At 61.2% G+C, this 26000-nt stretch carries 17 protein-coding genes; 11 read left to right on the top strand and 6 right to left on the bottom strand.

The window, feature by feature from the left end; genetic code table 11:
* Positions 1–113: 113 nt before the first annotated feature.
* Positions 114–5450, top strand: coding sequence for a fibronectin type III domain-containing protein (locus tag ACOGXC_RS09265; protein WP_419917911.1), 5337 nt, complete (start codon positions 114–116; stop codon positions 5448–5450).
* Positions 5451–5808: 358 nt separating this feature from the next.
* Complete coding sequence (locus ACOGXC_RS09260; RefSeq protein WP_419917908.1) at positions 5809–10947, top strand: fibronectin type III domain-containing protein; 5139 nt, start codon at positions 5809–5811, stop codon at positions 10945–10947.
* A 97-nt stretch (positions 10948–11044) separates the two neighbouring features.
* Here ACOGXC_RS09260 and ACOGXC_RS09255 read toward each other — a convergent pair whose 3' ends face one another.
* Positions 11045–11533 (bottom strand): GNAT family N-acetyltransferase, encoded by a 489-nt coding sequence (locus ACOGXC_RS09255; RefSeq protein WP_419917910.1) that lies wholly within the window; start codon positions 11531–11533, stop codon positions 11045–11047.
* Positions 11530–11802: a DUF1778 domain-containing protein gene (locus tag ACOGXC_RS09250; protein ID WP_419917909.1), complete on the bottom strand. Its 273-nt coding sequence runs from the start codon at positions 11800–11802 to the stop codon at positions 11530–11532. The genes ACOGXC_RS09255 and ACOGXC_RS09250 overlap by 4 nt, the downstream gene beginning before the upstream one ends.
* A gap of 289 nt (positions 11803–12091) precedes the next feature.
* Here ACOGXC_RS09250 and ACOGXC_RS09245 point away from each other — a divergent pair, with 289 nt between their 5' ends.
* The 7 genes from ACOGXC_RS09245 (at position 12092) to ACOGXC_RS09215 (ending at position 21960) form a co-directional block, all read left to right on the top strand.
* Positions 12092–17230, top strand: a complete 5139-nt coding sequence (locus tag ACOGXC_RS09245; protein ID WP_419917908.1) for a fibronectin type III domain-containing protein — start codon at positions 12092–12094, stop codon at positions 17228–17230.
* Between the two features lie 118 nt (positions 17231–17348).
* Complete coding sequence (locus ACOGXC_RS09240) at positions 17349–17780, top strand: hypothetical protein (RefSeq protein WP_419917907.1); 432 nt, start codon at positions 17349–17351, stop codon at positions 17778–17780.
* Positions 17781–17871: 91 nt separating this feature from the next.
* A complete protein-coding gene (locus ACOGXC_RS09235; protein ID WP_419917906.1) occupies positions 17872–18672 on the top strand; it encodes an SDR family NAD(P)-dependent oxidoreductase in 801 nt (266 codons plus the stop codon).
* A 36-nt stretch (positions 18673–18708) separates the two neighbouring features.
* Positions 18709–19389, top strand: a complete 681-nt coding sequence (locus tag ACOGXC_RS09230) for a TlpA family protein disulfide reductase (protein ID WP_419917905.1) — start codon at positions 18709–18711, stop codon at positions 19387–19389.
* 11 nt (positions 19390–19400) lie between these two features.
* Positions 19401–20309, top strand: coding sequence for an SDR family oxidoreductase (locus ACOGXC_RS09225; protein ID WP_419917904.1), 909 nt, complete (start codon positions 19401–19403; stop codon positions 20307–20309).
* A complete protein-coding gene (locus tag ACOGXC_RS09220) occupies positions 20309–21175 on the top strand; it encodes an SDR family oxidoreductase (RefSeq protein WP_419917903.1) in 867 nt (288 codons plus the stop codon). Before ACOGXC_RS09225 ends, ACOGXC_RS09220 begins: the two co-directional genes overlap by 1 nt.
* Positions 21176–21213: 38 nt before the next feature.
* Entirely contained in the window at positions 21214–21960 is a 747-nt protein-coding gene (locus tag ACOGXC_RS09215; protein WP_419917902.1) for a tyrosine-protein phosphatase, read from the top strand.
* On the opposite strand, the gene ACOGXC_RS09210 is transcribed toward ACOGXC_RS09215, so the two are convergent.
* The 3 genes from ACOGXC_RS09210 to ACOGXC_RS09200 form a co-directional block, all read right to left on the bottom strand.
* Complete coding sequence (locus tag ACOGXC_RS09210) at positions 21961–22401, bottom strand: hypothetical protein (RefSeq protein ID WP_419917901.1); 441 nt, start codon at positions 22399–22401, stop codon at positions 21961–21963.
* A gap of 136 nt (positions 22402–22537) precedes the next feature.
* Complete coding sequence (locus ACOGXC_RS09205) at positions 22538–22873, bottom strand: hypothetical protein (protein WP_419917900.1); 336 nt, start codon at positions 22871–22873, stop codon at positions 22538–22540.
* Between the two features lie 126 nt (positions 22874–22999).
* Positions 23000–23260, bottom strand: coding sequence for a hypothetical protein (locus ACOGXC_RS09200; RefSeq protein WP_419917899.1), 261 nt, complete (start codon positions 23258–23260; stop codon positions 23000–23002).
* Between the two features lie 15 nt (positions 23261–23275).
* Here ACOGXC_RS09200 and ACOGXC_RS09195 point away from each other — a divergent pair, with 15 nt between their 5' ends.
* Complete coding sequence (locus ACOGXC_RS09195) at positions 23276–23800, top strand: cysteine hydrolase family protein (protein WP_419917898.1); 525 nt, start codon at positions 23276–23278, stop codon at positions 23798–23800.
* The gene (locus ACOGXC_RS09190; RefSeq protein ID WP_419917897.1) at positions 23791–24978 is read left to right on the top strand and encodes a hypothetical protein; all 1188 of its coding nucleotides are present in this window, start codon (positions 23791–23793) and stop codon (positions 24976–24978) included. The genes ACOGXC_RS09195 and ACOGXC_RS09190 overlap by 10 nt, the downstream gene beginning before the upstream one ends.
* A gap of 65 nt (positions 24979–25043) precedes the next feature.
* Here the strand turns inward: ACOGXC_RS09190 and ACOGXC_RS09185 are convergent, their stop codons facing one another.
* The gene (locus tag ACOGXC_RS09185) at positions 25044–26000 is read right to left on the bottom strand and encodes an SDR family NAD(P)-dependent oxidoreductase (protein WP_419917896.1); all 957 of its coding nucleotides are present in this window, start codon (positions 25998–26000) and stop codon (positions 25044–25046) included.

Raw genomic sequence — 26000 nt, 5'->3', positions numbered from 1 at the left:
GTGATGCTATAGTAAGCTCTATGTTGAGTTTTTCATTGTTGAATCTTCGCGGTTTTCCGGGTTCTGGCCGGGGCCGGGTTGGGGGCCGGGGCTCGTTGGTCCTGTTGGGGGTTATGGGGTTGTTGGTGTCGGTGCTGGTGCCGGTGGGGGTTGTGGGTGCGCAGAATGCGCCGGCGGTTCCGACGACCACGGCGGGGGTGGTGTTGAGTGGTGGTCAGGTGCTGGTGTCGTGGGGGGTGCCGGGTGCGGGTGCTGCCGGTATTTCGCATTATGAGTACACGTCTTCGCGCTCCACCGATGGTGGGACCACGTGGGTTCCGCCGGTGGCCAGGGTGGTGGATAATTCGGGGAACGCGCCCACTACGGGGGATCGTAGTGGGGTTGTGTGGCGGACGGTGCCCGGTGGTGCTGCTGCTCGGTCGATTCTGGTGTCGGGTTTGACGATTGGTAGCAGATACCGGTTCTGGGTGCGGGCGGTTAGTTCTGCGGGTTCGGGCAGGATTGGGCATGTCGGTTCGGGCGCTGATGGGTATCTGATTTCCAGCGTTCCGCCGCCGCCGGCGCGTTTGCGGGCTGTTGTTTCCGATTCTCAGGTGGAGTTGAAGTGGACCAAGGCTTTGGGTGCGGTGGCCGAGTCGGGATTTGCCGATATTGTGCGGTACGAGTACGCCACCAAACAAGGTGACGGTGATTGGTCTGAGTGGTCGGTGGTGCCGGATTTGCTTAATTCCAGGGGTTCGGTTCTGGTGGCTGGAAACCGGGATTCGTTCGTGATCAAGGGTTTGGTCAATGATGTTGGGTATTCGTTCCGGTTGCGGGCGGTCAACAAGCACGGCAATGGTGCTTTCGGGCAGGTGGGGCCGTCGGTGGTGGCGGGTGTACCGGGTGCTCCCCGCAACTTAGTGGTGACCGCGGGCGATAAGTCAGCGTTGCTGTCGTGGTCTCCGGGTGGGGTTGTGGGCTCGCCGGTGACGGGTTGGGATGTCCGGTGGGCTGAGGATTATACGGCGTTGAATGACGCTGTTTGGCACCGGGTTCCCGGTGGGGCTGGGACCAGGTCTTATAACGTGAGCGGTTTGGACAACACCAAGAATTACGTGTTTGCGGTGCGGGCCATCAACGCGTTGGGTGCGGGTACGCCGACCCGTTCTGGGTTCGTATCGCCGGGTGTGGTGTTGCCGGCACCGCGTAGTCTCATGACGGGGACTGTGACGGCATCGTCGATGGCGTTTACGTGGAGCCCACCTGAGGGCATGATCAATGATAAGTTCCGGCGTTATGAGTATTCACTGAAGGCTGATGACGGTGATTGGGGTAATTGGGTGGCGATACCGGGTGGTACGGTAACTACGTTTACGGTTCCGAATCTGACCGCCGGTGTGGGGTATCGGTTCCGGTTGCGGGCGGTGAACAATGTTGGTCCGGGTGCGGTGGCGACGTCAAAGGTTGTTTATCCGGGTAGGGCACCATCGGCACCGGTAGTGACTGTGGAGCCGGTATCGGACCTCAGGCTGGGTTTGCGCCAGATGGTTTTGTCGTGGACGGTGGATGATGGTGGTTCCCCAATAACGAAGTGGCAGTTCAAACGGGTAGAAGGTACGGGTAATGCGCCGAATTTGGCTAAAAATGCCAGTCAAACTGGTGGTACGGATTGGGTGGATTTGTGCGACAACACCAACGGAACCGATCCGATGTGTGGGGGCTTGCGGGCGGTGACGTTGCCCACTGGTAGGCTTTGGGATCCCAAGAATCCCGGGGCTACTTATTGTCCTAATGAGTGCTCTGTGACTTTCTTCAGTACGGGAGATCATTATTTACTGCTCCGGGCGCATAACGCCAGGGGTGCGGGTTTGACATCGGGTGTTGTGAGGGTGAACTTCCCCACGGGGATTCCCGCGGTGCCGGAGAATGTGTTTTTGCGGGGGTACACCGCTGATCCCCTTACTGATAGCACCGCCAAGCCTAAGATGGAAGTGCGTGCACCTTCTAATACTCATAATGGTGGTACTGTTGCCAGGCGGGAGTACTCATGGAAGGTTGGTAACGGGCCGTGGAGTGGATGGGCTACTCAAAGTCAGACTAACATAAGAAGCGAGCCTTTCAATGAGATGACTTTCCGGGTTGGCGAGACTTACACATTCAGGTATCGGCAGGTGACTGAGTTGGGTGTGGGTTACGTAGGCGAGTCAATGCCGTTTGTTTTCGGGGCTCCGCCTTTGCCGGGTGCTGATAAATGGAACGGTATTCACCCGACACGACTGCTGGTCTTGGCGGTGCCGAGTAATGGTCAGGTGAGGTTGAACGTTGCGCGGTTCAAAGAGGTTGAGAACACCGATGCCAATGGTGATTATTACTATGTGTTGGCTTATGATAATGCTTTCACCGACCCCGAGGGTACGAATGCCGATACGGTTTGGCAGTACTCGTATCGTCCCGTCGGTGGTGAGTGGTCGCCGTGGGCGGTGGCCAACACTGGTGAGCGGTTCGCTCGTCGGACTGCGGACAGCACCAAGGTGACCACTGATGGGATTACGGTGTCGGGTTTGCGCAACGGGGTGGCCTACGAGTTCCGGGTTCGGGGGGTGAACCGGCACGGCACCAACTCGTTGCCCGGGGTGGTGTTGTACTCCAACGGTAACGGTGCCGGTTTGTACAACAAAGCTTCCCAGAACTTTCCCGAAAAAGTGGTGATACCGGGTGTGAACCCTCCGGCACCGTCGGGGTTGACCGCTACCGGCGGTGATGGTCAGGTGTCGTTGTCGTGGACCTCGGCAGGTTCTGGGGGTCCGCCGATCATCCGCTGGGAGTACCGCAAACAGCAACGGAAGCCGGGTGCGAGAAATGTGTGGGGCCAATCAGGGCAAGACGCGTGGACTGCTTATGACGGTGAGTGGACGCCGGTTCCCGGTAGCGGTCCGTCGACGACTTCGGCGGTGGTGAAGGGTTTGACCAATGGTCGTTTGTACCGGTTCCAGGTGCGAGCGGTGAACGCGTTGGCTGATTGGGTGCCCTCGGGGCAGTTGGCTACTGGTACTGGTAACGGCGCGGCGGCGCAGTCTTTGGATGTTGTCCCCGGCCAGAAGCCCCAAGCACCCCGCCAGGTGACGGCGACACCGGGTGATGGTGAGGTGAAGATCACTGTGGTGCCCCCGCTGCGGGGTTCCGCTGCCGGTAGCGAGCGGTGGACATCGGTTCTGAGTTACGAGGTTCGGGTGCGCAGCACCGGCAGCAACACTTTCAACGCGTGGGAGTCTTTGGGTACCCCCATCGCTCAACCGCTGGACCCGGACACCCTCACCCCCAGCCACCCCGCCGAATCGGTTGGGGTGCCGGTGCGAGGCCTGGTCAACGGGGTGTCCTATGACTTCGAGGTGCGAGCGGTGAACCGGTTCGGCTCCGGCCCCGCCATCGCGGCTGGCCCGGTAATACCAACCGGTGCCCCCACCGCCGGCTCGCTGACCGCCACTGCCGGTGACGGCCAGGTCACGCTGTCATGGACAGCACCCAACACGGGGGGTAGCACCATCACGGGTTGGCAGTACCGCATGAAAACCACCGGCGGGGGTTACGGTTCATGGACGGCGGTAACCGGCGGCGCGACAGCCAGCAGTCGGGTGGTTGATGGTCTGGCCAACGGCCGGGCCTATACCTTCCAGGTGCGGGCCATAACCACCAACACCGAGGTGATCGGCACCGCGTTCGAGTCCGAGCCGGTCACCCCCTCGGCGGTGCCCCCCGCCCCCACGGTGACCGCCACCGCCGGCAACATGATGGTCACTTTGGGCTGGACAGCCGGTGCTATTGGTGCGGTGGGGGAGTCGTCGTGGGCCGCCCCGGTTACCGGGTGGCAGTACCGCACCAAGACCGGTGACGGCAGTTATGGCACTTGGGTTGATGTGCCTGCTGCGGCCACCACCCGCGAGGTCGATGGTCTCACCAACGGCACTGCTTATATGTTTGAGGTCAGGGCCCAGAACAAGATGGGCCCCGGCACCGCCGCCACCACCACCGCTACGCCGGCCACGGTGCCCGCCGCTCCCACCGTTACCACCACCGCCGGTGACAAGACGGTGACAGTGGAGTGGACCCCCGGCCCCGATGGGGGTTCTGCGGTGACGGGTTGGCAGTTGCGCACCAACGACGGTGAGTGGGTGAACCATCCTGCCGGCACCACCTCGGTGCCGGTCTCGAACCTCACCAACGGCACCACCTATACCTTCCAGGTTCGAGCCCGGAACGTGATGGGTGATGGTGCTGCTGGGGTTGATACCGCCACACCGGCGACAACCCCGGCCGCTCCCACCGTTACCGCCACGCCCGGTGACGGGATGGTCACTGTGTCGTGGACGGCCGGTGATGATGGGGGTTCTGCGGTGACGGCCTGGCATTTGCGCACCAACGGTGGCGAGTGGCAGGACCTGACCGCCATGGGGTTGGGTGCCGATGCCACCTCGGTGGATGTGCCTGATCTGGTCAATGGAACCTCCTACACGTTCAACATAAGAGCCCGCAACGCTATGGGCCCCGGCACCGCCGCCGCCGCTACCGCGACCCCGGCCACAGTGCCGGAAGCCCCTACCGTGTCGGCGACGGCCACCGACGGCACCATCACCGTCACCTGGACCGCGGGTACCGATGGTGGGTCTGAGGTGACGGGTTGGCAGTGGCGCACCCGCATCGGGATTGGTGATTTCGGCGACTGGGCCGATGTCGGGGCCGCCACCACCAGCACGGTTGTGTCCGGTGTCGATACCGGCACCGGCCCGGTGGATTATGTGTTCGAGGTGCGAGCCGTCAACGCAATCGGTAGCGGCTCAGCGGGTACCTCGCCCACCATCACCCCCGGTGACGACCGGGTTGATGATGAGGATTACTACACCGGTCCTGTCACTGGTCCGAGTTTCTGCACGGAGTTCTCTTTGGGCGGGGCTCGCCTGTTCGCTTTGGACAGCGACGGTGACGGCGTGGCCGATGTGTGCTCGCTGCCCTACACCCGCCGCGAGGCCATAGCCCGCCAGAACGCGATCATCACCCTGGCCAACCGGTATCCCGAGTTGTATCGCCGGCTTGTCAACGCCGAGTGCGCCAAGCAATCCGGCAACGGCGAGGCCTGTGGCGGCGATGAGTTGGCCGCACCGGGGTTCCCGCCTCCCAACGACGGGGGTCCCTATTACTCGGGCACCATCACCGGCTCCTCCTACTGCGCCAACCGCTCCCTGGGTGGGCCCACCACCTACCCCTTGGACAGCGACGGTGACGGTGTGGCCGATGTGTGCTCGCTCCCGTACACGCGGCGTGAGGCCATAGCTCGCCAAAAAGCCGGAGACACCCTGGCTGCCACCTACCGCGACGAGTACAGAGCCATCCTGGTTGAGGAGTGCCGCCGCCTGGGCCGCGGCAGCTACGGCGACCGCGCCGCCGACCTCAACAACGACATCTGCAACAACTAACCCACCCCCAACCCCCTCCCCCCACCGTGGGGGGAGGGGGTTGGTAAACTCTGGCCCTGGTCGAGCCCGCCCCCTGCGATCATCGTGGGGGGCGGTTGCGGTTTGGATGAGGCGTTCGATACGCCCCCACCCTCATCCCTGCGGTGGTCGGGGGGTGGATGTTTGGGTTGGGTGTTTGGTTTTGGGTGTTGGGTGTTGTATGGTTGGGGTTATGTTGAAGTTTTTGTTGTTTGGGTTGGGTTTGGGCCGGGGCCGTGTTGGTGGGGGTCGTGGTCGGGGTGGTGGTGGTGTTGGTCGGGTGTGTGGGGTGGGTTTGGTGTTGGTGTTGTTGGGTTCTGTGTTGGTGGGTGTGGGGGGTGTGGGGGCGCAGGCTAAGCCGGGTACGCCGACTGCGGTGTCGTCTCCGGCGGTGGGGGTTGTGGTTGTTGGGGCTGGTGCGATGAGGTTGTCGTGGGTGGTGCCGGCTGCGGTGTCTGGTGTGACGGTGGTGGGTTATGAGTATAGTGTTACTTCGTCGGTTAGTGTGTCTGCTTGGATTCGGATGCCGGGTGTTGGTGGTTCTGATTCTTCTTTTGTTGTTGGTGATTTGAGGGATGGTTTGCAGTATTCGTTTAAGGTGCGGGCGGTGAGTTTGGATGGGGTGGTGGGTGATCCTTTGACTTTGTCGCCGGAGGATCTGCGGTTGCCTACGGTTCCGTTGGCTCCGGCGGGTTTGAGGGTGGTTGCTCAGGATGCGGGGGTTAGGTTGTCGTGGACGCAGGCGTCGGGTGATACTACGGCACCGACGGGGTGGTCGAAGATTACGCGTTATGAGTATTCGGTGGCTAGGGGTGATGCGGGGTTTGGGGATGGTTGGACGATTATTGTGCCGACTTCTGGTGAGTCTGATGCGTTGAGTTCGCATGTGGTTTCGGGTTTGGATAATGGGGTTGTTTATCGGTTCCGTTTGCGGGCGGCGAACGTTAGGGGTCCGGGGGCGTTTTCTGAGTCTTCGTCGGTGGTGCCGGGGGGGGTGCCTGCGCCGCCTCGTGTTGTGACTGCGGAGGCTGGTGATGGGTTTGCTCGGTTGTCGTGGACGGCTAGTGATTTGGTGTCTGATGTTTATCCGGTTGTGAGGTGGGAGTATCAGCATGATGCTTCTGGGGGGTGGGTTGTGATTCCGGGTGGGGCTGGTGTTAGGTCTTACACGGTGTTGGGTTTGTCTACTCGAGCTGCGTATGTGTTTGAGGTTCGGGCGGTTAACGCGTTGGGTGCGGGTGGGGTGACGAAGTCTAATCAGGTGCGTCCGGGTCAGCGTCCGGATCGTCCTCGTACATGGTCGAATGGGGAGCCGTTTGCGGAGCCGACGGCGAATACGGTGACGTTGAAGTGGGGACGGCCGCGGGCCACTGCTGGTGATGGTGGTTCGACTCTTCGTGATTATGAGTATTCGATGCGGGTTGGTGATGGTGATTGGGGTCAGTGGATCGCGATTGGGGTTGACCCTACAAAAAAGAGTGAGCAGGAGTACATGGTGAGGGGTTTGACGGCGGGTACTTTGTATCGGTTCCGGGTGCGGGCGGTTAATGATGCTGGTGGTGGTCCTGCTTTGGTGTCGGGGCCGGTGTATCCGGGGGTGAGGCCTTTGCCGCCGTCGTCGGTGACCGCGACTGGCCAGTCGGAGCCTCGGGTGGGGTTGCATAAGGTTGTTTTGTCGTGGGTGGCGGGTTCTGATGGTGGTTCCCCGGTGACGAAGTGGCAGTACCGGCAGGGTGATTCTGCGGCTGCGGCGGCTGCTGCGACTCCGGTGGTTTTGTGTGATAACAGTCGGGGGGCGGATCCGGGGTGCGCGTCGTTGTCGTCGGTGACTTTGCCTCGCCCGCCGGGCGCGTCTGGGGCTTCCCCTGATGGTGATTTGGAGTTCAACGGGGGCAAGTCTTATTACTTTTTGGTGCAGGCGGTGAATGCTTTGGGTGTTGGTTTGCAGTCGGCGGTGGCGGTGGTGACTTTCCCCCGTTACCGGCCGAATGAGCCTGTATATTTGGTTTTATACGCTTACGGTATTGATCCTCATGCGTCTGCGACTACGGATGCGCAGAGAAAGCCTAGGATCACTGCTTATATTCGTTCGTTGAATGGTCCTAGAATTTCTGTTACGAATGGGAATCCTTCGAAGGGTTGGGCGGTTGAGTGGTCGTGGAAGGCTGGTGATGGTGATTGGGGTGGGTGGTCCAGGTATGAGGCTGCTGCTGCTCCCACCGGAGTCACCGGTGGCCGCGGTGAGTGGTTTACTGAGGTTATTTTCAAGGTGGGGACTGTCTACACTGTTCGGTATCGGGTTATAAATGAGTTGGGTCAGGTGGGTTATGTGAAAGAGTCGGAGCCGTTTGTTTTCGGGGGCCCAGCTTTGCCGGGCGGCGATGGTTTCAGTGGGAGCCGACACCCGTATTTGCAGGTGACACCGAAAACGAGTTCGGTGGAGTTGAGCATCAAAAAACCGCCTGAGACTGCGGGTAGCAGCCCGGTGAACGCGTTGACTAATAATGTGGGTATGGATGATAACACGTTTTGGCAGTATTCGTATCGGGTGGGTGATGGTGAGTGGTCTGATTGGTCGTTCGCGAACCATGGCAAGCAATTCGCCGGCCAGGAGACTAGTAATGATGCGAAGTTGACGGTGTCGGGTTTGCGTAATGGGGTGCCGCACACCTTTAGGGTGCGGGCGGTGAACAAGCAGGACTTGTTCGGTGTGGTGTTGGTGGCCCGCCAGCCGGTGACCCCGGGGGTGGAGCCGCCGGCACCGACGGGTTTGACCGCTTCTGGTGCTGATGGTGCGGTGTCGTTGTCGTGGACCTCGGCGGGTTCTGGTGGTCCGCCGATCACCAAGTGGCAGTATCGTTACCAATCCGCCCCGCCCCCCGAATCGGGCAACGCGGAGTGGTCAACTTGGAACGCCACCATCACCGATACTGTCGTGCAGGGTGTTACTACTTCTAAGGCTTGGACTGATGTTGCTGGTTCGGGGCCGGGGACGGCTCAGGCGATGGTGCGGGGTTTGGTGAATGGTCGTTTGTACAGGTTCCAGGTTCGGGCGGTGAACGCGGTTGGTACCGGTGCGGCGGCGCAGTCTTTGGAGGTCACCCCGGGTTTGGTGCCTCAGCAGCCGCGGCGGGTGACGTTGACCGCGGGTGATGGTGAGGTGAAAATCCTTGTGGTGGGCCCGTCGCGCAGCTCTGCTTCGGGGGATAAGAAGTGGACACCGGTTTTGGGTTACGACGTTCGGGTGCGCCAGGCCGGTGCGAGTGTGTTTGATGCGTGGGAACCGTTGGGTGCTCGTATCACCCAGCCGGTGAGTCCGGATGTGGTTGCGGCCCAGCATCCCGCGGAAACCGCGGGTGTGGTGTTGCGGGGCCTGACCAATGGGGTGGCTTACACCGTTGAGGTGCGGGCCATCAACCGGTTCGGTGCTGGTGCGGCGGCCACGGCTGGTCCGGTGACCCCGATCGGTGCGCCCACCGGTGGTGAGCTGAACGCTGTTGCGGGTGATCGCCGGGCCACGTTGGGATGGACCCCCGCTGGTACGGGGGGTTCGACTGTTAGGAGTTGGCAGTACCGGATGCGCACCGGTACCGCTGGTTTTGGTTCGTGGATGACGGTTCCGGGTGGGGCGACGGCTCGTAGCCAAACGGTCACCGGTTTGGACAACGGTCGGGTTTACACCTTCCAGATACGGGCGGTGACCACTGACACTCGGGTGGTTGGTGCTGCGTTCGAGTCCGCCCCCGTCACCCCCTCAGCAGCACCCCCCGCCCCCACGCTGTCGGCGGTGGTTGGTGACATGACAGTGACTTTGAACTGGTCGGCCGGTAGTAGCGGTGCTGTGGGGGAGCCGTCGTGGGCTGATGTGGTTACCGGGTGGCAGTATCGGATGAAAACCGGTGTAGGTGATTACGGTGATTGGTCCGACCTCGCCGCGGATGCGACCAGCCACGAAATCACCGCCCTCACCAATGGTGCTGCCTACAAGTTCGAGCTAAGAGCACGCAACAAGATAGGCCCCGGCCCTGCTGCGGCTGTCGAGGCCACCCCCGCCACCGTCCCGGCGGCGCCGGAGCTGTCCGCGACCGCGGGTGACCGGACGGTGACTTTGTCGTGGACCCCGGCTTTCGATGGGGGATCTGCGGTGACCGGGTGGCATTTGCGCACCGGCGATGGCGAGTGGCAGCCCTACCCGGCGACCACCATGTCGGTGCCGGTGCAGAACCTCACCAACGGCACCGCCTACACCTTCCACCTAAGAGCGGTGAACGAGGCCGGTGACGGTGCGCCGGCGATGGTTACCGCCACACCTGCCACCACCCCTGCTGCGCCGCAGATCACCGCCGCTCCCGGTGACGAGATGGTGACCTTGTCGTGGACCCCGGCCTCTGATGGGGGCTCGGCGGTGACGGCGTGGCATTTGCGCACCGATGATGGGGAGTGGGTGAATTTGACTGCCACGGGTTTGAGTGTCGATGTTGTTTCGGTGCCGGTTCCCAACCTCATCAACGGCACCGGTTACACGTTCCACCTGAGAGCGGTGAACGCCATGGGTGACGGCATGGTTGGTTCTGTGTCGGCCACCCCGGCCACCACCCCTGCTGCGCCTGTTGTTGATGCCACGGCCGCTAACGGGACTATTACTGTTACCTGGACCGCCGGCCCAGATGGTGGGGCCGTGGTGACGGGTTGGCAGTGGCGCACCCGCATCGGGATCGCCGGTTGGGGTGACTGGAACGACATCGGGGCCGGGACGATGAGCACGGTTGTATCCGATGCCGACACCGGCACCGCCCCGGTCGCCTACACCTTTGAGGTCAGAGCACAAAACAGTATCGGTACCGGCCCCGCCGGCACCTCGCCGACCGTCACTCCTGGTGACAGCACCCCCGAGGACGACCAGGCCTATTATTCCGGCACGGTGAGTAGCCCGAGTTTTTGTGCTGAGTTTTCTTTGGGCGGTGCCCGCTTGTTCGCTTTGGACAGCGACGGTGACGGTGTAGCCGATGTCTGCTCACTCCCCTACACACGCCGCGAAGCAATAGCAAGGCAGAACGCGATCATCACCCTGGCGAACCGGTACCCCCAGATGTACCGTGACCTCGTCAACGCCGCCTGCCAAAACCAGCCCGGTGATGAGGTTTGCGGGGGCGACCAGCTCACAGTGCCCGGTTTCCCGAGGCCTTATGATGGTGGCCCCTACTACTCCGGGGCGATCACCGGTCCCACCTACTGCGCGAACCGCTCCCTCGGTGGTCCGACCACCTACCCCTTCGACAGCGACGGCGACGGTGTGGCCGACATCTGCTCACTGCCGTACACCAGGCGCGAGGCCGCCGCGCGCCAACAAGCAGGCGACACCCTGGCCGCCACTTATCGCGCCGAGTACCGGGCCATCCTCAAAGAAGAATGCCGCCGCCTCGCCACCGGCGAATACGGTGACAACACCGCTGATTTGAGAAACGACGCCTGCAACTAAACCAACCCACCCCCCCCCCCCCCCCCCCCACACCCCCCACCAGGGGGGGCAGGGGGGGCAACATCTCGCCTTCCCCCCCACAAAAACAAACCCCTACTCAGGGCTTGATGTCTTTGACAAGAAGCATGAGGGTCAGGCTGTCCACCGGCGAGGGGTCAAACCCGAAGTGTCGGTAGAACTCGGCAGCCTCGTTGTCCCTGGCGTGGACCAGCACGATGCGCATACCAGTGAGTGAGGCTACTTCGCGGGCTTTGAGAAGGAAGTGTTTCAGCAGCGCCGCAGCCAACCCCTTGCCTTGGTGGGAACGATCCACAGCCAGGCGACCCAGCAGCATCGCGGGCAACGGGTCGGGCTGATTGCGAGCGGCTCGAGAGGTGGCTTCGGTGCGAGCCACAACCGCCGTGCTTGACGCGTAGAATGCGACCACGCGGGAGTCTTCTGTGACGACCCATGTCCGGCTGGATCCCTCAAGCTGATTGCGTGGCGCTCTGCGCCGAAGCCATTCGTCGAGAGCCTTATCGTCGCAGTCGAAGTTCGTAACGTCGTGGTCGGGCGCAAGAAGTTCCGGACCCCGATACGGGCTCACCCGGCATCCAGCACTGAGGGTTGCTCCAAAAGCTTGGAGATTCTGGGATTTGCTGCCGCAGGCCGATCAAGGACCTTTTGGAGTTCGTCCCAAGCCTCGACTGACAATGTGAAGACCCGACGATCGGCGAGATCATTGGTTGCGGCGGCGACTGCGCAACGGACCACGTACTCGTTCAGCGACATCCCCGCATCGCGGAGGACCCGGCGCACAATCGTGTCTTCGGCCGGGGTCACTCGAATCGACCACCGTTCGGACTTGATATCCATAAAGTAAGTGTACATCAAGCAGACGTACATACCACCTTCGGCGGGGGCCTTTATGGGACCGTGCTCGACATCCGCCGGTTGGGCGGGATTCACTTCTTGTAAATGCTTGGTTTTGGGTGTTGGGTGTTGTATGGTTGGGGTTATGTTGAAGTTTTTGTTGTTTGGGTTGGGTTTGGGCCGGGGCCGTGTTGGTGGGGGTCGTGGTCGGGGTGGTGGTGGTGTTGGTCGGGTGTGTGGGGTGGGTTTGGTGTTGGTGTTGTTGGGTTCTGTGTTGGTGGGTGTGGGGGGTGTGGGGGCGCAGGCTAAGCCGGGTACGCCGACTGCGGTGTCGTCTCCGGCGGTGGGGGTTGTGGTTGTTGGGGCTGGTGCGATGAGGTTGTCGTGGGTGGTGCCGGCTGCGGTGTCTGGTGTGACGGTGGTGGGTTATGAGTATAGTGTTACTTCGTCGGTTAGTGTGTCTGCTTGGATTCGGATGCCGGGTGTTGGTGGTTCTGATTCTTCTTTTGTTGTTGGTGATTTGAGGGATGGTTTGCAGTATTCGTTTAAGGTGCGGGCGGTGAGTTTGGATGGGGTGGTGGGTGATCCTTTGACTTTGTCGCCGGAGGATCTGCGGTTGCCTACGGTTCCGTTGGCTCCGGCGGGTTTGAGGGTGGTTGCTCAGGATGCGGGGGTTAGGTTGTCGTGGACGCAGGCGTCGGGTGATACTACGGCACCGACGGGGTGGTCGAAGATTACGCGTTATGAGTATTCGGTGGCTAGGGGTGATGCGGGGTTTGGGGATGGTTGGACGATTATTGTGCCGACTTCTGGTGAGTCTGATGCGTTGAGTTCGCATGTGGTTTCGGGTTTGGATAATGGGGTTGTTTATCGGTTCCGTTTGCGGGCGGCGAACGTTAGGGGTCCGGGGGCGTTTTCTGAGTCTTCGTCGGTGGTGCCGGGGGGGGTGCCTGCGCCGCCTCGTGTTGTGACTGCGGAGGCTGGTGATGGGTTTGCTCGGTTGTCGTGGACGGCTAGTGATTTGGTGTCTGATGTTTATCCGGTTGTGAGGTGGGAGTATCAGCATGATGCTTCTGGGGGGTGGGTTGTGATTCCGGGTGGGGCTGGTGTTAGGTCTTACACGGTGTTGGGTTTGTCTACTCGAGCTGCGTATGTGTTTGAGGTTCGGGCGGTTAACGCGTTGGGTGCGGGTGGGGTGACGAAGTCTAATCAGGTGCGTCCGGGTCAGCGTCCGGATCGTCCTCGTACATGGTCGAATGGGGAGCCGTTTGCGGAGCCGACGGCGAATACGGTGACGTTGAAGTGGGGACGGCCGCGGGCCACTGCTGGTGATGGTGGTTCGACTCTTCGTGATTATGAGTATTCGATGCGGGTTGGTGATGGTGATTGGGGTCAGTGGATCGCGATTGGGGTTGACCCTACAAAAAAGAGTGAGCAGGAGTACATGGTGAGGGGTTTGACGGCGGGTACTTTGTATCGGTTCCGGGTGCGGGCGGTTAATGATGCTGGTGGTGGTCCTGCTTTGGTGTCGGGGCCGGTGTATCCGGGGGTGAGGCCTTTGCCGCCGTCGTCGGTGACCGCGACTGGCCAGTCGGAGCCTCGGGTGGGGTTGCATAAGGTTGTTTTGTCGTGGGTGGCGGGTTCTGATGGTGGTTCCCCGGTGACGAAGTGGCAGTACCGGCAGGGTGATTCTGCGGCTGCGGCGGCTGCTGCGACTCCGGTGGTTTTGTGTGATAACAGTCGGGGGGCGGATCCGGGGTGCGCGTCGTTGTCGTCGGTGACTTTGCCTCGCCCGCCGGGCGCGTCTGGGGCTTCCCCTGATGGTGATTTGGAGTTCAACGGGGGCAAGTCTTATTACTTTTTGGTGCAGGCGGTGAATGCTTTGGGTGTTGGTTTGCAGTCGGCGGTGGCGGTGGTGACTTTCCCCCGTTACCGGCCGAATGAGCCTGTATATTTGGTTTTATACGCTTACGGTATTGATCCTCATGCGTCTGCGACTACGGATGCGCAGAGAAAGCCTAGGATCACTGCTTATATTCGTTCGTTGAATGGTCCTAGAATTTCTGTTACGAATGGGAATCCTTCGAAGGGTTGGGCGGTTGAGTGGTCGTGGAAGGCTGGTGATGGTGATTGGGGTGGGTGGTCCAGGTATGAGGCTGCTGCTGCTCCCACCGGAGTCACCGGTGGCCGCGGTGAGTGGTTTACTGAGGTTATTTTCAAGGTGGGGACTGTCTACACTGTTCGGTATCGGGTTATAAATGAGTTGGGTCAGGTGGGTTATGTGAAAGAGTCGGAGCCGTTTGTTTTCGGGGGCCCAGCTTTGCCGGGCGGCGATGGTTTCAGTGGGAGCCGACACCCGTATTTGCAGGTGACACCGAAAACGAGTTCGGTGGAGTTGAGCATCAAAAAACCGCCTGAGACTGCGGGTAGCAGCCCGGTGAACGCGTTGACTAATAATGTGGGTATGGATGATAACACGTTTTGGCAGTATTCGTATCGGGTGGGTGATGGTGAGTGGTCTGATTGGTCGTTCGCGAACCATGGCAAGCAATTCGCCGGCCAGGAGACTAGTAATGATGCGAAGTTGACGGTGTCGGGTTTGCGTAATGGGGTGCCGCACACCTTTAGGGTGCGGGCGGTGAACAAGCAGGACTTGTTCGGTGTGGTGTTGGTGGCCCGCCAGCCGGTGACCCCGGGGGTGGAGCCGCCGGCACCGACGGGTTTGACCGCTTCTGGTGCTGATGGTGCGGTGTCGTTGTCGTGGACCTCGGCGGGTTCTGGTGGTCCGCCGATCACCAAGTGGCAGTATCGTTACCAATCCGCCCCGCCCCCCGAATCGGGCAACGCGGAGTGGTCAACTTGGAACGCCACCATCACCGATACTGTCGTGCAGGGTGTTACTACTTCTAAGGCTTGGACTGATGTTGCTGGTTCGGGGCCGGGGACGGCTCAGGCGATGGTGCGGGGTTTGGTGAATGGTCGTTTGTACAGGTTCCAGGTTCGGGCGGTGAACGCGGTTGGTACCGGTGCGGCGGCGCAGTCTTTGGAGGTCACCCCGGGTTTGGTGCCTCAGCAGCCGCGGCGGGTGACGTTGACCGCGGGTGATGGTGAGGTGAAAATCCTTGTGGTGGGCCCGTCGCGCAGCTCTGCTTCGGGGGATAAGAAGTGGACACCGGTTTTGGGTTACGACGTTCGGGTGCGCCAGGCCGGTGCGAGTGTGTTTGATGCGTGGGAACCGTTGGGTGCTCGTATCACCCAGCCGGTGAGTCCGGATGTGGTTGCGGCCCAGCATCCCGCGGAAACCGCGGGTGTGGTGTTGCGGGGCCTGACCAATGGGGTGGCTTACACCGTTGAGGTGCGGGCCATCAACCGGTTCGGTGCTGGTGCGGCGGCCACGGCTGGTCCGGTGACCCCGATCGGTGCGCCCACCGGTGGTGAGCTGAACGCTGTTGCGGGTGATCGCCGGGCCACGTTGGGATGGACCCCCGCTGGTACGGGGGGTTCGACTGTTAGGAGTTGGCAGTACCGGATGCGCACCGGTACCGCTGGTTTTGGTTCGTGGATGACGGTTCCGGGTGGGGCGACGGCTCGTAGCCAAACGGTCACCGGTTTGGACAACGGTCGGGTTTACACCTTCCAGATACGGGCGGTGACCACTGACACTCGGGTGGTTGGTGCTGCGTTCGAGTCCGCCCCCGTCACCCCCTCAGCAGCACCCCCCGCCCCCACGCTGTCGGCGGTGGTTGGTGACATGACAGTGACTTTGAACTGGTCGGCCGGTAGTAGCGGTGCTGTGGGGGAGCCGTCGTGGGCTGATGTGGTTACCGGGTGGCAGTATCGGATGAAAACCGGTGTAGGTGATTACGGTGATTGGTCCGACCTCGCCGCGGATGCGACCAGCCACGAAATCACCGCCCTCACCAATGGTGCTGCCTACAAGTTCGAGCTAAGAGCACGCAACAAGATAGGCCCCGGCCCTGCTGCGGCTGTCGAGGCCACCCCCGCCACCGTCCCGGCGGCGCCGGAGCTGTCCGCGACCGCGGGTGACCGGACGGTGACTTTGTCGTGGACCCCGGCTTTCGATGGGGGATCTGCGGTGACCGGGTGGCATTTGCGCACCGGCGATGGCGAGTGGCAGCCCTACCCGGCGACCACCATGTCGGTGCCGGTGCAGAACCTCACCAACGGCACCGCCTACACCTTCCACCTAAGAGCGGTGAACGAGGCCGGTGACGGTGCGCCGGCGATGGTTACCGCCACACCTGCCACCACCCCTGCTGCGCCGCAGATCACCGCCGCTCCCGGTGACGAGATGGTGACCTTGTCGTGGACCCCGGCCTCTGATGGGGGCTCGGCGGTGACGGCGTGGCATTTGCGCACCGATGATGGGGAGTGGGTGAATTTGACTGCCACGGGTTTGAGTGTCGATGTTGTTTCGGTGCCGGTTCCCAACCTCATCAACGGCACCGGTTACACGTTCCACCTGAGAGCGGTGAACGCCATGGGTGACGGCATGGTTGGTTCTGTGTCGGCCACCCCGGCCACCACCCCTGCTGCGCCTGTTGTTGATGCCACGGCCGCTAACGGGACTATTACTGTTACCTGGACCGCCGGCCCAGATGGTGGGGCCGTGGTGACGGGTTGGCAGTGGCGCACCCGCATCGGGATCGCCGGTTGGGGTGACTGGAACGACATCGGGGCCGGGACGATGAGCACGGTTGTATCCGATGCCGACACCGGCACCGCCCCGGTCGCCTACACCTTTGAGGTCAGAGCACAAAACAGTATCGGTACCGGCCCCGCCGGCACCTCGCCGACCGTCACTCCTGGTGACAGCACCCCCGAGGACGACCAGGCCTATTATTCCGGCACGGTGAGTAGCCCGAGTTTTTGTGCTGAGTTTTCTTTGGGCGGTGCCCGCTTGTTCGCTTTGGACAGCGACGGTGACGGTGTAGCCGATGTCTGCTCACTCCCCTACACACGCCGCGAAGCAATAGCAAGGCAGAACGCGATCATCACCCTGGCGAACCGGTACCCCCAGATGTACCGTGACCTCGTCAACGCCGCCTGCCAAAACCAGCCCGGTGATGAGGTTTGCGGGGGCGACCAGCTCACAGTGCCCGGTTTCCCGAGGCCTTATGATGGTGGCCCCTACTACTCCGGGGCGATCACCGGTCCCACCTACTGCGCGAACCGCTCCCTCGGTGGTCCGACCACCTACCCCTTCGACAGCGACGGCGACGGTGTGGCCGACATCTGCTCACTGCCGTACACCAGGCGCGAGGCCGCCGCGCGCCAACAAGCAGGCGACACCCTGGCCGCCACTTATCGCGCCGAGTACCGGGCCATCCTCAAAGAAGAATGCCGCCGCCTCGCCACCGGCGAATACGGTGACAACACCGCTGATTTGAGAAACGACGCCTGCAACTAAACCAACCCACCCCCCCCCCCCCCCCCCCCACACCCCCCACCAGGGGGGGCAGGGGGGGCAACATCTCGCCTTCCCCCACAAACAAACAACCACCACAAAAAAAAGGGGACGACGAGCAATGATCACCGAGTGGATAACAGGAATCTCCGCAAGCGTCATCGCAATCATGCTCGGCGGCGGCTTCGTCTACATGTTCAAATACGGCTTCACCAAAATCGACGCCCTCGACACCAAACTCGACACCAAGATCGACACCCTCGACACCAAGTTCGATGCGAAGTTCGATAAGCAGAACGAGGTCATCGCCGACATGGGCAAAGATGTCGCCATCGTCGTGGACCGCCTACGTTCGGAGATGAACACCCGATTCAACGCCCTTGACACCAAGTTCGATGCCAAGTTCGATAAGCAGAACGAGGTCATCGCCGACATGGCCAAAGATGTCGCCATCATCGTGGACCGCCTAGGTATCGACGACCGCCTCGAAAAGCGCTACCCCCCCACCACCCAACCCCAACCCCCAGAAACCAGAATCGAAACCGCCGTATAACCCGACGAACCCCTACTCGTGCGCCTCCCGACGATCCCGGTCGTCTACAGTTGCTGCTGGGTTTTGGCTCGGGGTGGGGCATGATTGGGTTATGCATGATGACCTGGTTGCTGCGTTTGATTTGTCCGATCGGGTGGCGGTGATTACCGGGGCGGCCTCGGGTATCGGCCGGGCAACGGCGGTGACCCTGGCCCAGGCCGGTGCCTCGGTGGTGCTGGCCGATGTGAACGCCGACGGGATGGGTGACACCGGCGGTGAGCTGGAGGAGCTGGGGGCAAGCTGGTCGGCGGTGCCCACCGACGTGAGCGACAAGGCCGCGGTGGATGCGCTGGTAGCCGGTGCGGTGTCCCGCCACGGCCGGTTGGACATAATGGTCAACAACGCCGGGATCATCACCGACAGCCTCATTGTGGACACCACCCCCGACCAGTTGGATCGTGTGATGAACGTGAACCTCAAGGGGGTCTACTGGGGGACTGCGGCGGCGGGTCGGGCCATGGCCGAGCAGCGGTCGGGATCGATCGTCAACCTGTCGTCGGCCGGAGCCGATATGCCCGCCCCGATGATTTCGGTGTACGCCCTGACCAAGGCGGCGGTCAAGATGATCACCCGCACCGCGGCGGTGGAGATGGCTCCCATCCGGGTGAACGCGGTGGCCCCCGGTTCGATCGAGACCCCGATTTATGACCGCCATTTTCGGGGTGAAGACGGCAGGGTTGACCCCGAACGCCAGAGGAACCACTTCGACACCATTGCCCAAATGAACCCCCTGGGGTTCGTGGGCCACCCCAACGACATTGCCTACGCCGTTTTGTACCTCTGCTCCGATGCCGGCCGGTTCGTCACCGGGCAGACCCTGCGACCCAACGGTGGCGTGGTCATGCCCCTTTAGGGTGTTGCCCACCTCTGCACGCTTTATCCTGGACACATGAGTTCAACAAGAGCCTGGTACGTAGGCGCGGTGATGGCGCTGTCTTTGGCCCTGCTGCTGGTTGGTTGCGGCAACGATGATGATGCCGGCGCTCCAGCACTATCCAATACCCCGGTGCCCACCGCCACCGGGATGCCCACCACCGCTGCCACGGTGCCCACTGATGCCGGCGCTGCGGAGGTGGCACCGGTCTTTTTCGATGGCACCCCTGCCGGTTCACTGCCCGAACTGGGGGTGGGGCTGGCGGTGCCGGGCATCTCCGGTACCGCACTGGACGGCACCCCGTTCCGGTGGACTCCGGGAACCAGGCCCGCGGCCATCGTGTTCCTGGCCCACTGGTGCCCGGCCTGCCAGGCCGAGGTGGCCGAAATGGTCGGCTGGTTGGATGGGGGCAACCGGCTACCCGAGGGGGTGGAGTTCTTCGGCGTTTCCACCCGGGTGAATCCTGAGCAGGGCAATTATCCTCCCAGCCTGTGGCTGAAGGATGCGGGATGGTCCTTCCCGGTTCTCATGGATGATGCCGCCGACACGGTGGCCACTGCCTTCGGTTTGTCGGGTACCCCGTTCTGGGTGTTCGTCGATTCCGATGGGATGCTGGTGGATCGGGGTAGCGGTCGGATCCCTCCCGGTGACCTGGTCCGCCGCTTCGACCAACTGTTGGCCGGTGGGCAAGGGTAGGGTTCTTGCCCGTGACCGGATATCTCCAAGGAAAGAACATCGTCGTTACCGGAGCGGGCAACGGTATCGGCCGAGCCATAGCCCTGGGTTGTGCCTCGGCCGGTGCCAACGTGGTGGTAGCCGATTATGGCGTGTCGCTGGACGGCTCCGATCCGTCGTCGGTGGTGGCCGATTCGGTGGTGGCCGAGATCGAGGCAGCCGGGGGCACCGCGCTGGCCCTGGCCTCCGATATCAGCACCATGGAGGGGGGCGCAGCCGCGGTTCAAGCCGCGGTGGACACCTGGGGGTCGATCGACGGCGCAGTGTGCGTGGCCGGCATTTTGCGGGAGCGGATGATCTTCAACATGACCGAGGAGGAGTTCGACGACGTGATTCGCGTGCACCTCAAGGGGCACTTCACCGTGTACAAGCACGCATCGGCCATCATGCGCAAGCAGGATACCGGGGGATCACTGGTGGGGGTTACCTCGGGAGCGTTCACCGGATCCACCTCCCAGGCCAATTATTCGGCGGCCAAGGGGGGTGTGGTGTCGCTGACCAAGAGCGCGGCGCTGGCCCTGAAGCGCTACGGGGTGAACGCCAACTGCATCGCCCCCAGCGCCCGGACCCGCATGTCCGAGAACGTGCCGTTCGAGATCGAGGCCGGCGAACCGGACGATGTGGCTCCCCTGGCCGTATTCCTGCTGGGTGACACCGCCCGGCACATCACCGCTCAGATATACACCGTGATCGGTCCCCGCATCTCGGTTTGGGCCCAGTTCGGTGAGGTGCGCTCGATGTTCGCTCCCGGTGGGGCCAGTTGGACCCCCGAGGGCATCGAGGAGGCGCTACCCCGCGCCATCGGCACCGAGGAGCACCCGACCATGGCGCTGCTGGCCCAGCGCGAGGCCGAGCGCCAGACATCCCAGGCCAAGACCTGATGCCGGTTGGGGATGCTTTGCAGGTGCCGGCCGAGCCGCCGTTCGGGGATGGTTTGCAGGCACCAGCTGAGCCTCCGGTTGGGGATGGTTTACCGGTACCGGCCGAGCCGCCGGGTCGGGAGTTGTTGAGGGACAAAACAGTGGTGATTACCGCGGCGGCCGGTACCGGCATCGGGTGTGCCGTCGCCCGGCGGTGCATGGCCGAGGGGGCCCGGGTGCTCATCAGCGACATTCACGAGCGCCGGCTGGGCGAGACCGCCGATGCCCTGGCTGAGGAGTTCGGGATGCGCCCCGCAACCGCGCTTTGCAATGTCACCGAGGAGGGGGAGGTTCAGGGTCTGCTGGATGTCGCAGTGGCCGAGATGGGCCATGTGGATGTGATGATCAACAATGCCGGTCTGGGGGGCACCGCCAATCTGGTGGACATGACCGATGAGCAGTGGCATGCGGTGCTCGATGTCACCCTCAACGGCACCATGCGGGCCACCAGGGCCGCGTTGCGCCACATGATGCCCCGAAGGTCGGGGGTTATCGTCAACAACGCTTCGGTGATGGGATGGCGGGCCCAGCCCGGCCAGTGCCATTACGCCGCGGCCAAGGCCGGGGTGATGGCCCTGACCCGCTGTGCGGCCATGGAGGCCGCCGGGGCCGGGGTCAGGGTCAACTGCGTCGCCCCCAGCCTGGCCATGCACCCGTTTCTGGCCAAGGTGTCCAGCCAGGAGTTCCTCGACGATCTGGTATCGCTGGAGGCCTTCGACCGGGCCGCCGAGCCCTGGGAGGTGGCCAACGTGATGGTGTTCTTGGCCAGCGATTACTCCACCTACATGACCGGTGAGGTCGTATCGGTCAGCTCCCAGCACCCCTAGTGCCGGCACCCCTGGAGATGGATGAAGGAAGCTCGAAGATGAATTATTTGCGGCGCGTCCCGCTGGAGGGGTGCATCAACTTTCGGGATTTGGGCGGCTATGCCAGCGCGCTTGGGGGTGCCACGAGATGGGGTTTGCTGTTTCGGGCCGATTCCTTGCATCGTCTCACCCCGGCCGATGCCGAAGTGGTGGTTGGTCGCCTGGGAGTTCGTACTGCGGTTGATTTGCGGGCATCCGACGAACGAGCCCGGGTGGGGGTGTTGGATTCCGCAATCGGTATTGCCGAGCACCATGTGGGCACCACCGACGGGGCTTTGCATGCTCCCCGCCGTCTCGATCCCGAAATGCGGAACCGTTCTTTCGGGCAGATATATGAGGCCATGATCCGAAACGGTGGCGCACGGTTCGCCGCGGCCATCGAGCTGGTGGCCGACCCCGACCGCTGGCCAACCGCTTTTTTCTGCATGGCCGGCAAGGACCGCACCGGTTGCCTGGCGGCGATCATTCTGGGCCTGGTCGGGGTTGACCGCCAGGACATCGTGGGGGACTACGCAGCCACTGCTCCGGCGGTGAGGGCCATCCGTGAGCGGTCTCTTTCGGAGTTGCCCGAAATGGCTCAGGTGTGGGCAGGGCTTCCCGATGACATCAGCAAAGCCCCCGTAGGGGCCATGAACGAACTGCTGGATTGCATTGACGACCAGTGGGGTGGTGCCGAAGGGTACGCCCTGGCCTACGGTGTCAAACCCGGCACCGTGGAGCGTCTCCGAGCTTCCTTTCTGGCGTGATCAAACCCCGGCTTCCACCTTGCTTTCGGTTGTGGGGTACCTCTCCGCTAACCTGTCTCTGACTCCTGCACGATCCACGAGCAGGGCGACATCTGTCTCCAGGCCCCCGACACGTGTGCTCAGAGCGTCAAGCTTCCCGTCGATGGTCTCGAACCTTTTGTCGATGGCATCGAACCTTTTGTCGATGGTCTCGAACCTTTTGTCGATGGCATCGAACCTTTTGTCGATGGTCTCGAACCTTTTGTCGATGGCATCGAACCTCAGGTTCATCTCCGAGCGGAGGCCGTTCATCTCCGAGCGGAGGCCGTTCATCTCCGAACGGAGAACACTCGTATCCGAGCGGAGGCCGTTCATGGTTTGTTTGAACAGGTAGAGAAACACGCCGCCGATCAGCACAATCAGCGCTCCGACAATGATTTGGCCTAAAATGTCCTCTGCCATGCCGAGTTCTCCTCTGGGTTATGATACCGCACCAATTGTAGCTGTCAACGGTCGCAATCCCGCCGGTATCGGCATCGGGGGATGTGGCCAGCCAGGGGCCACCGTGGAGCGCCTCCGAGCCTCCTTTCTGGCGTGATCAAACCCCGGCTTCCACCTTGCTTTCGGTTGCGGGGTACCTCTCCGCTAACCTGTCTCTGACTCCTGCACGATCCACGAGCAGGGCGACATCTGTCTCCAGGCCCCCGACGCGTGTGCTCAGAGCGTCAAGCTTCCCTTCGATGGTCTCGAACCTTTTGTCGATGGTCTCGAACCTTTTGTCGATGGCATCGAACCTCAGGTTCATCTCCGAGCGGAGGCCGTTCATCTCCGAGCGGAGCCCGTTCATGGTTTGTTTGAACAGGTAGAGAAACACGCCGCCGATCAGCACAATCAGCGCTCCGACAATGATTTGGCCTAAAATGTCCTCTGCCATGCCGAGTTCTCCTCTGGGTTATGATACCGCACCAATTGTAGCTGTCAACGGTCGCAACCCCACCGCCGGTAGATGTCGTCTGCGGGTGCGCTCCGTTTCCGGTCGCCCCCGGCGGCTCCCGCGCGGTTATGCCTGCAAGTCCCGCTTTTTGAATTCGCTCTGGGCGTACACTATGGCTCCCAGGTGGTCGTCGGCATCGGGGGATGTGGCCAGCCAGGCCACCACCGCACCGATGGTGGCCGGTTCCCCACCGGGGTAGGGGAACGAACCCGCGGTGTTGCGAGCTCGGGCGGCTTCGGTGATGGGATGGCGTGACCAGCCCGGCCACCGTGGAGCGCCTCCGAGCCTCCTTTCTGGCCTGATCGAACCCCCTGCCTGCTTGCTCACGGTAAGCTGGAGGGCATGGTTCTGCCATCCTGTCTCATAGCCGTGGACATTCAGACTGGTTTCATTAACCCAGCCACAGCGTTGATACCTTCGGCGGTTCGAGAGTTCTGCGAGCAGAATCCTATTGAACACCGGATTTTCACCCGATTCGTCAATCCGGGTGCTGATGGCCCGTTCATGAAGATTTTGGGATGGTCTCGCTTTCAAGAAGAGTGCGAAACAACTTTGCATCCCGAGGTGAATAGCCTACCTACTCTTGTACTAGACAAGTTCACTTACTCCCCATTTGTGGATACCAAGCTGGAAGACACTCTTCTAACACTAGATGTCAAGGATGTCTTAGTATTCGGTATAGATACTGATGTGTGTGTATTTACGACAGCTATTGATTTATTCGACAGAGGGTTCCATCCTCTGGTAGTAACCAACTTATCGATGAGTCATGCAGGCCGTCAATACCATGATGCCGCGATTAAAATACTGCCTCGTTATATTGGTGCTGATAATGTTGTGACTACAGCCGATCTTGAGTGCAGATGATCACCAGAATATCACTTATTCCCTTTGATATAGGTGGCTCCAATATCAGTATTCATCGCAATTCTCTAGAGGCTGAGGGATTTACAGAGTCACGACTTCAAGATATGGACAAGCGACTTATCGGCTTGGATGTAAGCCGTTGGGAGTCTAACGATGATGGTATCAATATAACTCTTTATTTGGAACGTCGTGGATTTGGTGTTCTGGTGTATAGGGAATCCACTGAAGCTCGATTTGGAGACCATAGCAGTATTGCTGACCTCTTGGAGCAACGCTGGCAATTTCATAACGAAGTCATCCAAGGAACAAGTTCGATCTCCAAAAAAGTGGATGCCCTGAGAATGCGAGTAAGAAAAGAATTTGGCTGTACTACACGCTGGGATAGTTGGGAGAAAGTTCTATATGTTTTTACTTTCTATGTTGCAGAAGAAGATCCAGACCAGATCTTAGATGATAGAGATTCCCAATTAGGAATTATTGCGCTGTCTGAACCTAGCAGAGTTGGGCTTGGCGATACAGAAGAATATTTGCAAGATAATTTTGTAGTTAACTGGCCTATTCTAAGCCGAATTTCTGGCCTTGATCCGATAGATATGCCGCATGATATTGAGACTAATAAGGGAGTATTTTGCGGTGTGACCTGGGCGAGTTTGATAATTGCTTGTCGATCTAACCACTTAGATTCAACGGTCAATATATATGAATTGTTGGAAGTCAGGACTCAGATTATTTGGTCCTTAGCTCACCAAATACGGCGATGGTGTGAGAGGCAACTTGCTTATAATAATATAGTCGAACTATCTGAACTCAACGAGGTTCGAGGGCAGGTAATTCCCCTCTTATATGAAGCAAGGCAGATAAGTGAAGCCAGCTTGTCAACAAGACATGCAAACATACTGGAGACCTTGAAGCATGCAAGTGGCCTAGAGCATGAGATTGAAGCTGCTGAGAACGCTCTACAGTTGACGTATGAGTTTGCAGAAGCGATAAAGGTGCGACGTGCAAAGCGTTACGAAACGGCTGTCAAGGTATTGCTAGGGGTTATTGCTGTATTTCAATTGACTGCACTTATCCATGATGGGCCTCTGTTGTCATTGTCTACATTGGCCGCAACAGCCATTTTGGTTGGGGTAGGCGCGGCAACCACCTTCTTGGTTGTTCGAGATCATGGGGAGTAGCTCGCAGGCAGTTTGGCTTACCATCTCCAAGATTTAGACGCGTATGAGCGGGGACGGGGCCCGGCTCAGGGTGCCAAGCCCCGCTTTTTGAATTCGCTCTGGGCGTACACTATGGCTCCCAGGTGGTCGTCGGCATCGGGGGATGTGGCCAGCCAGGCCACCACCGCACCGATGGTGGCCGGTTCCCCACCGGGGTAGGGGAACGAACCCGCGGTGTTGCGAGCTCGGGCGGCTTCGGTGATCACGTAGCCGGGGTCGATGCTGAAGCAGCGGATGCCCTCGTTGCCATGTTCCACGTGGATGTGGGGGGTCATGCGGCTGAACGCTCCCTTGCTCATGGCGTAGGCCATGCCCCAGCCGCCCTGGCCGATGGGGCCGGGCGGGTCGGTGTAGGCCGAGGCCGAGATCATGTTCACGATGGTTCCCGAGCCCTGCTCGCGCATGGCGGTGAGCACCTGTTTGGTCACCGCCATCTGAGCCAGCACGTTGCCCTCGAGCAGCCGGCGAACCTCCGGCTCCTCCAACTCCAGGAACGGGGTCATGCTCACCCTGCCCTGGTAGATGGCATTGTTCACCAGCACATCCAGATGGCCGAAGCGTTCCAGTGCCTTGTCCACGCACGCCTTTACGCTGGATCGATCCAGAAGATCCATGACGAACGCCTCTCCCCGCCGCCCCTCGGCCTCGATGGCGGCCACGGTGGTATCGAGCCCGCCGGGTATGGCGAGGTCGGGGTTGTACATGTCCCGGCCCGATCCGTCCACCAGGGTGCGGGCCGACACCGCCACGTCGAAACCGGCCCGGGCCAGGGCAATGGCACTAGCCCGCCCGATACCCCGGCTGGCCCCGGTGACCAATGCCGTGCCTTGGGGTGCTGCTTTCTGGTTGCTGGTGGTCGTGCCTTGGGGTGCGGTTTTCCGGTTCTGGTTGGTCGTGCCTTTGGGTGCTACGTCCTGAACTGGCGCTTTCTGGTTGCTGGTGGCCGTGCCTTGGGGTGCTGCTTTCTGGTTGCTGGTGGCCAT

The organism is Candidatus Poriferisocius sp. (assembly GCF_965202595.1).
Lineage (GTDB): Bacteria > Actinomycetota > Acidimicrobiia > Acidimicrobiales > Bin134 > Poriferisocius.
The sequence above is the reverse complement of the archived record's forward strand: the minus strand, read 5'-3'. Positions and strand labels throughout refer to the sequence as shown.

Excerpts from the sequence above, each read along its gene's own strand:
- ACOGXC_RS09235 (WP_419917906.1), top strand. The coding sequence starts at position 17,872 with ATGCATGATGACCTGGTTGCTGCGTTTGATTTGTCCGATCGGGTGGCG.
- ACOGXC_RS09210 (WP_419917901.1), bottom strand. The coding sequence starts at position 22,401 with ATGGCAGAGGACATTTTAGGCCAAATCATTGTCGGAGCGCTGATTGTG.
- ACOGXC_RS09205 (WP_419917900.1), bottom strand. The coding sequence starts at position 22,873 with ATGGCAGAGGACATTTTAGGCCAAATCATTGTCGGAGCGCTGATTGTG.
- ACOGXC_RS09215 (WP_419917902.1), top strand. The coding sequence starts at position 21,214 with ATGAATTATTTGCGGCGCGTCCCGCTGGAGGGGTGCATCAACTTTCGG.
- ACOGXC_RS09265 (WP_419917911.1), top strand. The coding sequence starts at position 114 with ATGGGGTTGTTGGTGTCGGTGCTGGTGCCGGTGGGGGTTGTGGGTGCG.
- ACOGXC_RS09220 (WP_419917903.1), top strand. The coding sequence starts at position 20,309 with ATGCCGGTTGGGGATGCTTTGCAGGTGCCGGCCGAGCCGCCGTTCGGG.
- ACOGXC_RS09185 (WP_419917896.1), bottom strand. The coding sequence starts at position 26,000 with ATGGCCACCAGCAACCAGAAAGCAGCACCCCAAGGCACGGCCACCAGC.
- ACOGXC_RS09195 (WP_419917898.1), top strand. The coding sequence starts at position 23,276 with ATGGTTCTGCCATCCTGTCTCATAGCCGTGGACATTCAGACTGGTTTC.
- ACOGXC_RS09230 (WP_419917905.1), top strand. The coding sequence starts at position 18,709 with ATGAGTTCAACAAGAGCCTGGTACGTAGGCGCGGTGATGGCGCTGTCT.
- ACOGXC_RS09250 (WP_419917909.1), bottom strand. The coding sequence starts at position 11,802 with ATGGATATCAAGTCCGAACGGTGGTCGATTCGAGTGACCCCGGCCGAA.
- ACOGXC_RS09240 (WP_419917907.1), top strand. The coding sequence starts at position 17,349 with ATGATCACCGAGTGGATAACAGGAATCTCCGCAAGCGTCATCGCAATC.